This window comes from Bradyrhizobium cedriense (genome assembly GCF_054602315.1).
The window spans coordinates 526,612-540,072 of the sequence record NZ_JBTSWB010000008.1 but is presented as its reverse complement, the minus strand read 5'-3'; the positions used below and the strand labels follow the sequence as shown (position 1 = coordinate 540,072).

At 64.7% G+C, this 13,461-nt stretch carries 13 protein-coding genes; 9 read left to right on the top strand and 4 right to left on the bottom strand.

What is annotated here, in order from left to right:
- Positions 1–197: 197 nt before the first annotated feature.
- Entirely contained in the window at positions 198–911 is a 714-nt protein-coding gene (locus ACYCVF_RS30440) for a DUF599 domain-containing protein (RefSeq protein ID WP_459595192.1), read from the bottom strand.
- A gap of 121 nt (positions 912–1,032) precedes the next feature.
- Here ACYCVF_RS30440 and ACYCVF_RS30435 point away from each other — a divergent pair, with 121 nt between their 5' ends.
- The 4 genes from ACYCVF_RS30435 (at position 1,033) to ACYCVF_RS30420 (ending at position 3,816) form a co-directional block, all read left to right on the top strand.
- Complete coding sequence (locus tag ACYCVF_RS30435) at positions 1,033–1,695, top strand: glutathione S-transferase family protein (protein ID WP_459595193.1); 663 nt, start codon at positions 1,033–1,035, stop codon at positions 1,693–1,695.
- A gap of 304 nt (positions 1,696–1,999) precedes the next feature.
- Positions 2,000–2,203, top strand: coding sequence for a hypothetical protein (locus tag ACYCVF_RS30430; RefSeq protein WP_459595194.1), 204 nt, complete (start codon positions 2,000–2,002; stop codon positions 2,201–2,203).
- Positions 2,204–2,358: 155 nt separating this feature from the next.
- The gene (locus ACYCVF_RS30425) at positions 2,359–3,333 is read left to right on the top strand and encodes a hypothetical protein (RefSeq protein WP_459595195.1); all 975 of its coding nucleotides are present in this window, start codon (positions 2,359–2,361) and stop codon (positions 3,331–3,333) included.
- A 42-nt stretch (positions 3,334–3,375) separates the two neighbouring features.
- Positions 3,376–3,816: a DUF1489 family protein gene (locus ACYCVF_RS30420; protein WP_459595196.1), complete on the top strand. Its 441-nt coding sequence runs from the start codon at positions 3,376–3,378 to the stop codon at positions 3,814–3,816.
- Here ACYCVF_RS30420 and panC read toward each other — a convergent pair.
- Positions 3,813–4,664, bottom strand: coding sequence for a pantoate--beta-alanine ligase (gene panC / locus ACYCVF_RS30415; protein WP_459595197.1), 852 nt, complete (start codon positions 4,662–4,664; stop codon positions 3,813–3,815). The two genes, ACYCVF_RS30420 and panC, sit on opposite strands and share 4 nt — an antisense overlap.
- Before the next feature lie 282 nt (positions 4,665–4,946).
- Here panC and ACYCVF_RS30410 point away from each other — a divergent pair, with 282 nt between their 5' ends.
- The 4 genes from ACYCVF_RS30410 to ACYCVF_RS30395 all read left to right on the top strand — a co-directional run bounded on the left by ACYCVF_RS30410 (position 4,947) and on the right by ACYCVF_RS30395 (position 8,753).
- Positions 4,947–5,870 (top strand): division plane positioning ATPase MipZ, encoded by a 924-nt coding sequence (locus ACYCVF_RS30410; RefSeq protein WP_459595198.1) that lies wholly within the window; start codon positions 4,947–4,949, stop codon positions 5,868–5,870.
- Positions 5,871–6,214: 344 nt separating this feature from the next.
- Positions 6,215–7,075, top strand: a complete 861-nt coding sequence (locus tag ACYCVF_RS30405) for an alpha/beta fold hydrolase (RefSeq protein WP_459595199.1) — start codon at positions 6,215–6,217, stop codon at positions 7,073–7,075.
- A 121-nt stretch (positions 7,076–7,196) separates the two neighbouring features.
- Positions 7,197–7,943: a vWA domain-containing protein gene (locus ACYCVF_RS30400; RefSeq protein ID WP_459595200.1), complete on the top strand. Its 747-nt coding sequence runs from the start codon at positions 7,197–7,199 to the stop codon at positions 7,941–7,943.
- Between the two features lie 72 nt (positions 7,944–8,015).
- Positions 8,016–8,753: a DnaJ domain-containing protein gene (locus tag ACYCVF_RS30395; RefSeq protein ID WP_459595201.1), complete on the top strand. Its 738-nt coding sequence runs from the start codon at positions 8,016–8,018 to the stop codon at positions 8,751–8,753.
- Between the two features lie 237 nt (positions 8,754–8,990).
- On the opposite strand, the gene ACYCVF_RS30390 is transcribed toward ACYCVF_RS30395, so the two are convergent.
- Positions 8,991–10,835 (bottom strand): serine hydrolase, encoded by a 1,845-nt coding sequence (locus ACYCVF_RS30390; protein WP_459595202.1) that lies wholly within the window; start codon positions 10,833–10,835, stop codon positions 8,991–8,993.
- A 388-nt stretch (positions 10,836–11,223) separates the two neighbouring features.
- On the opposite strand from ACYCVF_RS30390, the gene ACYCVF_RS30385 reads away from it, so the two are divergent.
- Positions 11,224–11,562 carry a phasin family protein gene (locus tag ACYCVF_RS30385; RefSeq protein WP_459595203.1) on the top strand — a complete coding sequence of 113 codons (339 nt, stop codon included), beginning with the start codon at positions 11,224–11,226 and terminating at the stop codon, positions 11,560–11,562.
- An 80-nt stretch (positions 11,563–11,642) separates the two neighbouring features.
- Here the strand turns inward: ACYCVF_RS30385 and ACYCVF_RS30380 are convergent, their stop codons facing one another.
- Positions 11,643–13,004, bottom strand: a complete 1,362-nt coding sequence (locus ACYCVF_RS30380; RefSeq protein ID WP_459595204.1) for a TadE/TadG family type IV pilus assembly protein — start codon at positions 13,002–13,004, stop codon at positions 11,643–11,645.
- Between the last annotated feature and the right edge of the window lie 457 nt (positions 13,005–13,461).

Genomic DNA, 13,461 nt, shown 5'->3' with positions numbered 1-13,461 from the left:
GGTGTGAGGTCAGCACCCGGTCTTCCCTGCGCCCTCCTGGCCAAGAGGGTGAGCGACGAAGCAAAGCTCGGGCGAATTCAGCCGCGAGGACGTGAAGCCGTGTCTACGATTTGCGTGCGAGCCTCAAAACGATGTTGGCTCACCTTGCTCCGTCATTGTGATCGCTTCCGTGCCCCGGACGCAGCGCAGCACGCGCCTCAATGACCGCGCTTCAACTCCTCGCCATCCACCACATCCGGCGCCATCGCGGCCCACGCACTGGATGCGAACTGCCGTCGCCAGGTCACGACCACCACCGCCGCCGTGGTGACGAACAGCACCCAGGGACTGACGAACCAGCCGAGATAGCCGAGCGCGAAGAAGAACGCGCGCTGGCCGCGGTTGAAATGACGGCCGGCGGACTCGAACAGGCGCGAGGTGCGGATGACATGGGCTTCGGCCTCGGGCGTGTCGCGCCGGTCAGCCGGTGGCATGCCGCCGAACAGGATCGCGACGTAGTTGAACAGTCGGTAGGCCCAGGCGAACTTGAAGAAGGCGTAGACGCAGATCAGCACCAGGCCGACGCATTTCAACTCCCACATGGCCGGCGACGTGCTGAGGTCGATCGGCAGCTTGCTCAAAATCGTGATCGCATCATTGGTGGCGTGCAGCAGCGCCAGCGCGCCGCCGAGCGCGAACAGGCTGGTGGACGCGAAAAAGGCGGTGCCGCTCTGGAGCGAGGCCATGATCTGCATGTCGACCATGCGTGTCTCGCGGTGGAGCATCCGGCGCACCCAGACCTCGCGGTATCGATTCATGCGCGCCGACAGGCTGTCGCGTCCATAGGCCGAGTGCTCCAGCGTCAGGGCATAAACCAGCCACTCGATGCCGAAGAAGCCGACGGCGGTGATGTCGACCCAGTGCCTGCTCATGTCTGTCTCCTCGCAATCGCAACGATTGCCACGCGTAATCCGGTGCGGCAACGATTGATTGGCAGCAGGCGATGGCGCTAAAAACGGCTCGCTTCAAGGCGTCGTGGGAAGGATTGATGACATGGCAGCGCTGAAACTCGCGATCGGCAACAAGAACTACTCGTCATGGTCGATGCGGCCCTGGCTCGCGCTGCGAGCCAACGACATCCCGTTCGTGGAGACGCTCATCCCGCTCTACACCGACAACCCCGCGGACAAGGAGCAGATCCTGTCCTTCAGCCGCGCCGGCAAGGTGCCGGTGCTGGTCGACGGCGACATCACGGTGTGGGATTCGCTCAGCATCATCGAATACATCGCCGAGCGCTTTCCTGAGAAGAAGCTGTGGCCCGACGAGGCCGCGGCCCGCGCCCATGCCCGTTCGGTGTGCGCCGAGATGCATTCGGGTTTCATGGCCCTGCGCAACGAATGCGGCATGAACCTGCACCGCCCCGTGCGTCCTGTGACGCTGTCGGCGGACGCCAAAGCCAACATCGCGCGAATTCAGGAGATCTGGCGCGATTGCCGCGCCCGCTATGGCGCCGAGGGACCGTTCCTGTTCGGCCGCTTCGGTGCAGCGGACGCGATGTATGCCCCGGTCGTGCACCGCTTCCGGACCTACGCGGTCGAAGTAACGCCGGACACCAAGGCCTACATGGAGGCGATGATGGCGCTGCCGGCATTCCAGGAATGGACGCGCGACGGGCTTGCTGAAACGCTTGTCATCGACAAGTTCGAGGATGCCTGACGGCGGATCCGGCGGGGGCCGCTGACCGAGTTCCGGCCGGCGGAATAGGGTGAGGGTGGCGGGACCGGGCTGTGACATTTGCCTGCGACATCAGCCTGCGACATGCCGGCGGAACAAACCGCTCCCTACGGTATGATCGGCCCGCCTGCTGCCCTGGTATCGTTCTGAAATGACTGAAAAATTTGATCGCTTGCCATGCTGGCATGGCGCTGGCCAAAACGGGGGTGCGCGTGTTATACAACAACCCGGGTTTCCGGCCGGCCATCGCAGTGGGACCATGGGCGATGCGGGCGCTGTTTGAGTTATGGAGAGGGTGTTGAAGCACAAATTTCCCGTGGGATCGCGCGTCTTGTTCACCGCCAGCAATGTCGCGCGCCCTGCTGCCAGCGGCTCGTATGAGATCATCCGTCTGCTGCCGACCGATGGCGACGACTGCCAATACCGGATCAAGAGCTCGACCGAAGCGTTCGAGCGCGTCGCCAAGGAAAGCCAGCTCGCGCTCTCCTGAAGGCTGACCGCACCAGCGCATTGGTGCCATCAGGGATTTGTATCCTGCCGCCGTCAAAAGGCCCGCTTCACCTTCACAACGTGGGCCGGGGCAGTTGCCGGCTCGCGGTACTCGCTTGACCATTCGCTCTTTGCTCGCGTGAGGGGACGTCGCGCATGAACTGGGCATGGGCCACTTCGCTCGACCAAATCTGGCGTTCGCCTGCATTCCCGATGTGGACGGCGCTGGTGGCTGCCGGATTCTTCGGATTGATCCTCCTGATCACGCTGCTGCGCGCCGACAGATCGGTCGCCAACGGTGCGCTCACGGTCATTACGCTGCTATCCATCGCGATCGCGGGGGCAGCCACCGTGCGCGTCTATGGACCGGAAGGGCAGTCCGCACCCGCCGAAGAGCGCGTGCAGGCCGCTGTCACGGCCAGCCTGCCGGCGCTGTCCTGTCTCGACGACCTCGCCGGCGATGCCGTCGCCGCTGGCTGCGAGAAGGCGCTGTTCGGCGCGCCTGACGCCGCGGCTGCGGCCGTCTCCAACACTGCCGCCAGGATCGACCGGCTGACTGCGCTCGGCGACGTCGCCACGGCCGAGAAGCGCCTCACGCTCGAGATGAAGGTGCTGCGCAGGTCGCTTGAGCGTGATCGCTACGGCCTCGTCGCGCACGTGCTGGTCGCGCGCGACGGCTGCACGCAATTCGATTGCGCCGCGTTCCGCTCGCTGACCGACCAGCAGCAGGTCGCCGCCAACATGGAATCCCATCTCTACGACACGCTGGTTGCGCGCTATGCGCCGACCTGGAACGTGCCCGCAACGGCACCGGCGATGCCGGCCACCGCGGCGCTTGCCGGGATGCCGCCGTCGATGCCGACGGGCAGGCCGACCAATGCCGAGTTCCCGAGCGCTTCGTCGACGCCGCCGGTGAGCATCATGAATCCGGAGCCGCCCACGGCGGCGACGCGCCAGGCGGCGCCGGCACCGCGGGCGCCTGCCGCGGCCTCGGCACAGGCCGCGGCACCAGCTGCGCCGGCCGCGAAGAAGCCGCCGGCTCCAAAGGCTGCGCGTGCGCCCGCCGCCGCACCGGTTCCGCTCGCGCCGCCGGCGCCGACGGCTGCTCCCGCGGCTGCGGATAACGAGTAGATCGGCATTTTAAATGCGCAGCCGCCCGGCTAATGCTTGGCCATGCCGCTACATCTGATCAAGCTCGCCGTCGGCTGCGACTCCGTCAAGGAATTGAAGGGGTGGGTGGCCGAGCGGATGCAGACCGCCAGGAAGAAGGGTCTGCCGCAACATCACATCCACATCACCCGCATGGTGCCCAAGCGCGACGCCGAAATCCTCGCCGGCGGTTCGCTTTACTGGGTGATCAAGGGTGAGATCGCCGCGCGCGAAAAGATCATCGCCATCGAGCCGTTCCGCGACAAGGACGGTATCGGGCGCTGTCGGATCGTGATGCAGCCGAAAGTGATTTCCGTCTCGCCGCGGCCGATGCGCCCGTTCCAGGGCTGGCGCTATCTCGGCGACGATTCCGTGCCGGCCGATCTCGGCAAGTCCGCGGCCGGCTCCATCGCGGCGATGCCGGAGCCGATGCGGCGCGAGCTGCGTGACCTCGGACTGCTCTAAACCGCGATATTGTCGATCAGCCGGGTGGTGCCGAGCTTGGCCGCGACCAGGATTCGGAGCGGGCCGTCCTTGCGCGAGGTGACCGGTGCCAGCGTCTCGGCATGGCGGACCTCGTAATAGTCGAGCACCAGGCCGGCCGCCTCGATCATCTCGGCACCGCCCGCCATCGCCGGCGCGATGGAATCGCCGGAACGGATGCGCGCGGCGCTCGCCTTCATGGCGCGGTAGAGGACGGTGGCGGTCTGTCGCTGCTCTGGCGAGAGGTAGACGTTGCGCGAGGACATCGCGAGCCCGTCGCGCTCGCGCACGGTGCGGGAGCCGATGACCTTGACGCCGAGGTCGAGGTCGCGCGCCATCTGCGTCACCACCCGCAACTGCTGAAAATCCTTTTCGCCGAAGATCGCAAAGTCCGGCCGGCACTGCGTGAACAGCTTGCCGACGACGGTGGCGACGCCGCCGAAGAAGTGCGGGCGGAAGCGGTCCTCGAGCCCGGCCAGCGCCGGTCCCTCCGGGAGGATGCGGGTGGCAAAGCCTTCCGGATACATGGCCTCGACGCCTGGGTGCCAGACGACATCGACCTCCTCGGCCGCAAGCTTGGCGATGTCGGTCTTCCAGGTTCGCGGATAGGCGCCGAAATCCTCGGTCGGGGCGAACTGGGTCGGGTTGACGAAGATCGACACCACGACGCGGCTGGCGCGCCGCTTGGCCAGGCGAACCAGGGACACATGCCCGTCATGGAGGGCCCCCATGGTCGGGACCAGCGCGACGGTGGCCTTTCGCTTGCGGAGATTGTCGACGGCGCGCCGCAGGGCGGGGACCGTGCGGGCGATCAATGGGCTTGCTGACATCAGGACTCGACGGATTGGAATCATCGCAGGCACGGGCGTGGCGCCCGGCCGGCTAACCTTAACAAGCGGCGATCGTGGACGCCATGCATCCGGATGCGGCACAGCATCCCGCGCAACGTGGCGCACGATGTCGCGACATTGTGGGCGGGGTCACGGACGAAAGACGGCGCAGCGATTCATGACGAAGCAGGTGCGCTGCGATTTGCATGACCCGTCACGCATTTCACTTGACCGCAGACGCGGTCAACTCGAAGATATTCGTCAAGGGTGTTGAGGATTGCCATGCTTGTGCAGGCTAGCCAAGGCCAATCCGGCTCGGCGCATGTGGTCGTGCTCGGCAACGAGAAGGGCGGCTCCGGGAAATCGACCACCGCCTTGCACATCGCCGTTGCGCTCCTGAAGGCCGGCCAGCGCGTCGCGACAATCGACCTCGACTGCCGTCAGAAGAGCTTCACGCACTACATCGACAACCGCGCGGCCTGGGCCCGCCGTACCCAGCTCGACCTCGAACTGCCGGTGCATCGCTGCATCAAGCTCGGCGAGACCATGCAGATCGCCGAGAACGAGAATTCCGAGTTCCAGCAATTCATGGAAGCGGTTTCGGCGGTCGAGAGCAGCTTCGACTTCATCGTCATCGATACGCCCGGTACCGACAGCTATCTGATGCGCCTCGCCCATTCGATGGCTGACACCCTGGTGACGCCGATCAACGACAGCTTCCTCGATTTCGATGTGCTCGGGACCGTCGACCCCGCCAATTACGCCGTCACGGGCGAGAGCCATTATGCCGAGATGGTGCGTGACGTCAGGCGCAAGCGCCGCCAGCTCGACGGTGCAACCACCGACTGGATCGTGGTGCGCAACCGTCTGTCCATGCTCGGCTCCCGCAACAAGCAGCTCGTCGCCGAGGGATTGAAGGATCTGTCGCTGCGGCTCGGCTTCCGCTACGTCGACGGCTTCGCCGAACGCGTCGTCTACCGCGAATTTTTTCCGCGCGGCCTGACCGCCCTCGACGAGATCGACGAGGCCACGCTCGGCATGCGGCCCAATCTCGGCCACCTCACCGCGCGGGAGGAGGTGACCAGCCTGCTCCGCCAGCTCAAGCTGCCGCTCGACGAGCGCGGCCGCCGCCGTGCCGCCAACCGCGCCGAGTGGTTCAGTCAGGTCGACAAGCCACTCGAGGTTCACGACATCCTGGGCGCCTGACATCGCGGTATGCCGCTACTTCCGGTGACCCGAACCCATGGGTTCACGCGGGAACCCGGCCTGCGCCTGACGCGTTTTTACCCTGCGTTGACTTCGAAATTGAACCCAATCGAGCGCGGTTGCGTCGGATGGTGAGCTGTACCTCACGTAGCGGTACGAGAATGGGGTGCCCACAAAACGGGTGCGGCGCACAATGGAAGGGCGGCCGATTCACAATATTTAGCCTTCCTGTCACGCTGCTGTGACATATATTAGCGAATAGGCGACAAGGGACCGAAGAGCCCCGGAAGAACACGATTTTCAACAGGGATTCAGGCCGCTGGAGCCTGAGGCTGAGGACGAAAATGAAGCGTGGAATTGCCGTTCTGGTTTCGGTCAGTGCTCTCTGCGGCATCGCCTATTTCACGGCGAGCAAGTGGGCAATCAAGCACGAGACCATCACCTTCTATGATGCATCGCGCGACAACCGTCCGGTGCCGCTCCACATCGCGGTGCGCCGCGACAAGGAAATGCAGGCCAATGCCGGCATGATCATGCTGCCGGTCGCAGTGATCAATCACGGCAACACCGTCAAGAACACCGAGTACGGCTTCCTCGCCAACATCTTCGCTGCGCGCGGCTACATGGTCGTGAGCCCCCAGCATGACTTGCCGACCGATCCTCCGATGGTGACCAAGCCCGGCGAGCTCTATGTCGGTCGGTTGCCGCAGATCCTGCGCGGCGTCGCCAACATCCATTTCGCCATGCACGAGATGAAGAAGGTTCAGCCCAACGCCGACTACGACAGGGTGACGATGGTCGGTCACTCCATGGGCGGCGACATCACGATGTACTTCGCCAAGCAGTATCCGGATGAGGTCAAGAAGGTCGTCACGCTCGACAATCTGCGCGTGCCCTTCGTCACTGCGGGCAAGTTCAAGATCCTGTCGTTCCGCTCGCAGGATCCGCAGTTCAAGCCCGATGCAGGCGTGCTTCCGACCGACGAGGAATGCGAGAAGGCCGGCATTCAGGTCGTGAAGACCGAATTCCAGCACAACGACATGCGCGACACCGGTCCGGATGTGGCCAAGAACTCGATCCAGGGCATGCTCGACAAGTTCTTGAGCGCGACCGACAGCGAGGTCGCGCCGGTCGACACGCAATCCTCTCCGCCGAAGATTCTCGAGCCTGGTCCGGTCGCACTGATGGCGCCTGCCAAGAGCTGACGCCTCGCCATCATCGGCACCCATCTTGAAGCCTCCGCCGACGGACGTCCGCGGAGGCTTTGCGCATTGACCGGGCTCTCCGCGCCCACCACATTAGCTGCCCACGAATGATTGAGCAGGGATGTCGGGCCAGCCCATCAAACCGCGCGGCGATTCCGTCTCGACGAAGACCGGCGGCGCAGTGCCGCAGACCGGGACGTCGACCTCGGAGGACATTGCCGCCTTCGTCGCCAAGGCGCGTGCGCTGTCGCCGCATGCGCCCGGTGCGAGAGGGCGGCTGATCTTCGCGCTGGATGCGACGATGAGCCGGCAGCCGACCTGGGATATGGCCTGCGCGCTCCAGGCCGACATGTTTCGCGAGGCTGCTACCCTCGGCAGTCTCGACATCCGGCTGGTCTACTATCGCGGCCTCAACGAGTGCCGCGCTACGGGTTGGATCTCCGACAGCACCAGGCTGGCGACGCTGATGAGCAAGATTGATTGCCGCGGCGGCGACACCCAGATCGGCAAGGTGCTGACGGAGGCCCGGCGCGAGGCGGTCGCGTCCGGCGTGCGGGCTGTGGTGTTCGTCGGCGATGCCATGGAGGAAGGACTCGAGGAGCTCTGCGCCAAGGCCGGCGAGCTCGGCATGCTCAAGGTGCCCGTGTTCGCATTTCAGGAAGGCCATGATCCGGTCGCCGAGCAGGCCTTTCGCGAGATCGCGCGCCTGACCGGCGGTGCCTGGTGCCGGTTCGATCCCGGTGCGGCGGCGCAGCTCCGCGAACTGTTGCGGGCGGCTGCGGCCTACGCCGCAGGCGGACGCGAAGCGTTGTTGAAACTGGCGAGGACTGCGAGCGGCGCGGCGATGCTGATCGGCCAGATGAAGTAGCGATCAGGCTGGCGCCGCGCGCGGCGCCGTGGCCGCGATGCATTTTGCCGCGAGGGCGCCTATATTCCGGCCATGACCCTGATCGCCGGCGCTGTCGCTGTTATCACGATTTACCTCCTGCTCCAGATGTTCCGTTCCGCCAATCCGGCGGTGCTGGCACGCACCGTCAAGTTCGGCGGTGGCGTGCTGGCGCTGGCGGTCGCGGCCTTCACCGGCTTGCGGGGCGAGCTGGCGGTTGCGATCCCGCTCGGAATTTTTGGTGCTGGGTTGCTCGGCTGGACGCCATTGGCGAATGCCGGCTTCGGCAATGTCGGCGGGCTGTTCGGCGGGCTGTTCGGCGGCGGCGCGGCGCGCCCGTCCGGACAGGCCTCGCGGGTGCGCTCGCAATTCCTGGACATGCGGCTCGACCACGACACCGGCCAGTTGACCGGCCTGATCGTCGCCGGCCCCCACGCCGGTCGTGATCTCGGCGAGTTCGATCTCACCGGCCTGCTGGCGATGGTCCCGGCGTTCGATGCCGAGAGCGTGGCCTTACTTGAAAGCTATCTGGACCGCCGGTTTCCCGCTTGGCGTCAGAACGCGCAGGGCGATGCGGCAGGGGGGCAGCGCCGCTCGGCGGCGAGCGGCAAAATGACGGCGGAGGAAGCCTATCAAATCCTGGGCTTGCAGCCGGGGGCGGGGCGCGACGACATCAGCCGGGCTCACAAGTCCCTGATGAAGAAACTCCATCCCGACCAGGGGGGCTCGACGTATCTCGCCGCCCGGGTAAACGAGGCCAAGGATACTCTGCTTCGCACGCATAACGGCTAACTCCGGCACCACGCTACAAACGCTCGTACCGCGTGAGCTCTGCTTGCTCTGTCTGCCGTCGCCCCGATGCCCGCCCTTGTCGGCGTGGTCGATCCCTTGAGCAAGTTTTAACCGTAAATCCTTGACGAGAGGTTGTCGGGGAGCGGCTTTCTCATCAACAGCCTCGGCATCGTCGCATCCCGAAACGAAAATGCCCGCGCAAAGCGCGGGCATTTTGTCCGGGACGGCGAAGCAAGATCAGTTGCGGACGGTGATGCAGGAGATCTCGGCGCGCTTCAAGGCGCGGCAGACAGCCTCGGCCTGGTCGCGCTCGAGCCCGGCGAAGCGGGCGCGGTAGAGCTTGCGATTGTCCTTGGCGACCACGGGCTCGGTGAACGGGTCGGCCTTGCTGAGGAGGCCGCGGGCCGAGTTGCGGGCGGCATCGATGCGCTGCTGAGCTTCGTTCTCGCTCTCGAGCGCGCCGACCTGGACGATCCAGCCGCTGTGGAGGGGGGCCGGCCTGGTGGTGGCGCTCATCTGGATCGGCTGCGGCGCCGGGTCGGCGGATGCGAGCTTCGGACCCGCGGGAACGGGCGCTGCGGCGGTTGCGGCCGGCAGCACTCCGAGAATGCCGTTGCCGGTGCCGAATCCCGCCGGCTGCCGCGGCAGTTCAGTGCGGGCAATCTCGGCCTTGGGCGCTTCCGGCTGGCTCACGGCCTCCGGCTTGTTGATGAGATCCGCCCTGGCGACGACGGCGCCGGAGGTTTCCGCGACTTCGGAGCGGGGCGGGATGGTGCTGGTGACCGGCGGGGCGACCTGGGTCGGGGCGGCGGAGGCGACCTTCACGGCGCCGGCCTTGACCTGAACCGTCTTGACCCGAACCGGCTTCATCGGCTCGGACGAGCCGGGCATGATGGAGAGCGGCTGGCTCGAGATCACGCCATTGGTGAGCGGCGCCGGCTCGATCCTGGATTCGGTCGCGCGAACTTCGGGCTTGCTCGCCTCGGATCGGTGCTGAGCCGGCGGCATTGCAGCGGTCGCGGCGGCAAGCGTCGACAGACGCGCGGCGAGACGCGACGGGGTCGCTTCCGGGGCGGGGGCAGCGGCCTGAACCTGCGCGGGAGGCCGTGCCGGCGCATCCGAGGCATAGGCAACATCGGTATTGGCGTCAGCGCCGCGCTCAGTGATCGCCGCGACGGTGTGGGTGGTCGCGCCCTTCTCGAGATTCTCCGCGAGCAGGTTGCGCATGATGGCGTCGCGCGAGCCGCCGCTGCGGCCGCCGAGCACCACGCCGATCAGGTGGCGGTTGCCGCGGCGCATCGAGGTGACGAGGTTGAAGCCGGAGGCGCGGGTGTAGCCGGTCTTGATGCCGTCGACGCCCTCGACGCTGCCGAGCAGGTGGTTGTGGTTGCGGATCGACTGTCCTCGCCAATTGAACGTCGAGGTGGCGAAATAGCGGTAGTAGCGCGGGAAGCGCTCCTGGATCGCGCGACCGAGCGTGGCCTGATCGCGCGCGGTCGTGACCTGCTCGTCGTTGGGAAGGCCGTTGGCGTTGCGGTAAACCGTCTTGGACATGCCGAGCGAGCGCGCCTTGCGCGTCATCATCTGGGCGAAGTCATCCTCGCTTCCGGCAATCGCTTCCGCGATCACCACCGCTGCGTCGTTGGCGGAGCGGGTCACGAGGCCCTTGATCGCGTCGTCTACGCGAATGGTCTGGCCGACACGCAGGTTCAGCTTGGTCGGATCCTGATCGGCGGCGTGCCGGGACACCGGCAGCTCGGTGTCGAGCTTCAGCTTGCCGGATTCGAGGCGCTCGAACAGCAGATAGAGCGTCATGATCTTGGTCAGCGAGGCCGGATGGCGGATCCCGTCGGGGCTTGTTGCCTGGAGCACCGCGCCGGAATTGCCGTCGACGATGATGGATGCGAATTTCGGGCTGGAGCTCTCGGACACATCGCGCTGCACCCGGTGGTGCGCATACTGCCGGCGATGACGCCGCGCCTCGGCATCATCGGTGGTGAAAATCACTGCGGTGGTGATCGTAAGAAGCCCGAAAACGCCAACCCGCGCCCAGCGCGAGGAAGACAAGTTTTTACGAAGCATGGAACCCCGTCCCCGTTTCTGACTTGATCACCGGCTCGTGAGGCGAAATTGTGCCCAATGGAGCCGGGATCATTACCTGCTCAGGCTGTCCCTCCGCTGGTGTTCGCCGCGGGAGACGTTGAACCCGAGCCGCTGTTCTGGCTAAGGTGATGTTCTCAAACGGCTTTTGGCCGCTGTCGGAAGTGAACACGTCCAGGGAATCAAAGTAGGGGGCCGGGGTTTCCAAAAGCTTAAGGAACCATTGCGGGAAACCCCGGGAATCTCAGCAATTTGCACTCGGTTTTTGTGCGACGCACAAGATTCTTGACTTTTTTGTGCGCTGCACTAAATTTGTGCGAAGTCAGGGAGCCGGGGCTTCCCGACGCGAGCCAGGGAAAAGGATTCCGACATGTTCAAGGTTGAAGACTTTCAGAGCTACGGGAAAGAGCAGTTCGAGCAGTGCGTTGCCTCCGCGACCTCGGTGCAGCACGGCCTCCAGGCGATCGCCAGCGCCTATGGCGACTATACGAAGAAGTCGTTCGAAGACACCAAGTCCTTCGTCGAGAAGCTTTCCGGCGTGAAGTCGCTGGACAAGGCCATGGAAGCGCAGACCGATTTTGCCCGTTCCACCTACGAGACCTTCGTTGCGGAATCGCAGAAGATCGCCGGCCTCTACAGCGACCTCGCCAAGCAGGCGTTCAAGCCGGTCGAGACCATCGTGTCGAAGTTCACCCCGGCCGCTCAGTAACGTTTCAGGACGTCCTGAATCGAAAAGCCCGGCTCAACCAGCCGGGCTTTTTTGCGCGCATCCGTGGCCGGATAGATCCGTCAGCGCGCCACGCGCAGCTTCGACAGCGAAGTGCCGATATCCTTGAACACCGAGACGGTCTGGCTCGCCGAGGTGACCAGATAGAACTTGTCGCTCCCGCTGGCGCAATATTGCAGCACGCTCGATGTCGGATCCCCGCCGGTGTTCACCTGGACCGTATAGATCGTGACGTTGTAGGGCTGGGCCTTGGCGTTGTCGCAGAGGATCTTCTGCCGGGCGTCGATCTGCGAAGCATTGTTGTACCAGCGGTTCTGCGTGTTGAGACCATCGGAAAGCAGGACGATCGCGTCCTTGTAGGTGTAGTTCGTATCCTTGGCCGGCGCATTCATGGGATCGCCGGTCGACAGCGTCATCCAGCCCCAGGCAAGGCCGATGCCCTGATTCGTATTGCCGGTCGGAACCAGCTTGTCGATAAGGGACTTGAGCGAAGTCCAATCGTAGCTGAGCGGCATGATCGGCTGGATGTAGGCCGAATTGCTGGAGTTGCAGTAGGAATATTGCTCGGCCGGAAAAAGCGTGGCCGAATTGCCGCTCACGGGAGTCGTGTTCTTGGTGTCATAGTTCTGGTCGCGGTCAGTGACGCAGCCGGTCCAGGTATTGTGGTTCTTCGGTGTCCAGGTCTTGCCGTTGTTAACGCAGCTTGACCGCCTCGTGTAGCTCGTGTTGCTGCAGGTCCCGTTCACGGCCTCCCAGTCGGACCAGTCGATCCAGCTTTTCGTGTAGTTGGTGCTGCCGACGTTGACGTCCTTGGAAAAGGGCACGACCGAGATGTAGACGTCGCCGTTGTTCTTCGCGAGCGCGCTGAGCTGGTCGACCAGGTTCTTCGCGGCCGTTTGCATTGCCGGCATCTTACCGTCGTCTGACATTGATCCCGTGACATCGAGCACAAGGGCCACGCGCATGCGCGTCAAGCCCCAGGCGCTGGTGGATGTCGTGCCGACGTCGAGCGTCGGGAAGCCGGCGATCTTCATGAAGGTGGTGGTGTAGGTGCCGGCTCCGCTGAGCTGGATGGTCGAGCCGATGCTGCTGCTGGCGTTATAAGTGGCCGCGACGCTGACCGAGGGCAGGGTGTTGGTCTCCGTAAACAGGGCGTTGAAATAGGCTTGCGCCTTGGTGGATAACTGCGACGTCGTGATCGTGCCGGACGACAGGTCTCTGGAGAGCATCAGCGCCGTGGAATCCAGGGCTGACTGCATGGAGGAGCGCGCCTGGGCGGCGCGGCTATAGTCGATTGCGGCGCCGACGAAGCTCAGCACCGGAACGAGCGCGATGGCGAAGATGACGGCGATATTGCCCTGCTCGGCCGCTGCAAAGCGGGCGAGTTGCCGACCAAGGCGGCTCACGAGAGGCAGGCGAGACATGACGATCCCCGAAATCTTTATCTTGCCCGATTTCGCGCCACGCCATTGAATGGCAGGTAAATTGGACCGCAGAAAACCGGAGCCATCTGCGGAAAACCCGTCGCAGACGGGCTAAGGGGCAGGTTCCTGGTCAACGTGTTCTAAACGCGACGTTCGGAAATTTTTGTCAAATCGGTTCGAATTGATTAACCTGATGAGGATCGCCCGGACCGGGAATCGGGACGGCCGCGGCCGCATCGGCCGGACCTTCGCAAGCTTGCGGCCAGCCGGGGGCAGGCCCATATTGCTGGCGAACGATCCGGCTCGAGCCGGATCTGTCGGGAGCGGCGATCCAACCAGGCGGCGCGCCTGCGCCAGGCTCCGACGGGCCGGGTCGCGCGGTGACCGCCTTCGCTTCCGTGGGGAATTTGAACGCCTGTGCCATGTCGCAATTGACTTCCAGCCTCCACCCGTCCGC

Bases quoted from the DNA above. Each gene is read 5' to 3' on its own strand.
- ACYCVF_RS30440 (WP_459595192.1), bottom strand. From the start codon at position 911: ATGAGCAGGCACTGGGTCGACATCACCGCCGTCGGCTTCTTCGGCATC.
- ACYCVF_RS30435 (WP_459595193.1), top strand. From the start codon at position 1,033: ATGGCAGCGCTGAAACTCGCGATCGGCAACAAGAACTACTCGTCATGG.
- ACYCVF_RS30430 (WP_459595194.1), top strand. From the start codon at position 2,000: ATGGAGAGGGTGTTGAAGCACAAATTTCCCGTGGGATCGCGCGTCTTG.
- ACYCVF_RS30425 (WP_459595195.1), top strand. From the start codon at position 2,359: ATGAACTGGGCATGGGCCACTTCGCTCGACCAAATCTGGCGTTCGCCT.
- ACYCVF_RS30420 (WP_459595196.1), top strand. From the start codon at position 3,376: ATGCCGCTACATCTGATCAAGCTCGCCGTCGGCTGCGACTCCGTCAAG.
- panC (WP_459595197.1), bottom strand. From the start codon at position 4,664: ATGTCAGCAAGCCCATTGATCGCCCGCACGGTCCCCGCCCTGCGGCGC.
- ACYCVF_RS30410 (WP_459595198.1), top strand. From the start codon at position 4,947: ATGCTTGTGCAGGCTAGCCAAGGCCAATCCGGCTCGGCGCATGTGGTC.
- ACYCVF_RS30405 (WP_459595199.1), top strand. From the start codon at position 6,215: ATGAAGCGTGGAATTGCCGTTCTGGTTTCGGTCAGTGCTCTCTGCGGC.
- ACYCVF_RS30400 (WP_459595200.1), top strand. From the start codon at position 7,197: ATGTCGGGCCAGCCCATCAAACCGCGCGGCGATTCCGTCTCGACGAAG.
- ACYCVF_RS30395 (WP_459595201.1), top strand. From the start codon at position 8,016: ATGACCCTGATCGCCGGCGCTGTCGCTGTTATCACGATTTACCTCCTG.
- ACYCVF_RS30390 (WP_459595202.1), bottom strand. From the start codon at position 10,835: ATGCTTCGTAAAAACTTGTCTTCCTCGCGCTGGGCGCGGGTTGGCGTT.
- ACYCVF_RS30385 (WP_459595203.1), top strand. From the start codon at position 11,224: ATGTTCAAGGTTGAAGACTTTCAGAGCTACGGGAAAGAGCAGTTCGAG.
- ACYCVF_RS30380 (WP_459595204.1), bottom strand. From the start codon at position 13,004: ATGTCTCGCCTGCCTCTCGTGAGCCGCCTTGGTCGGCAACTCGCCCGC.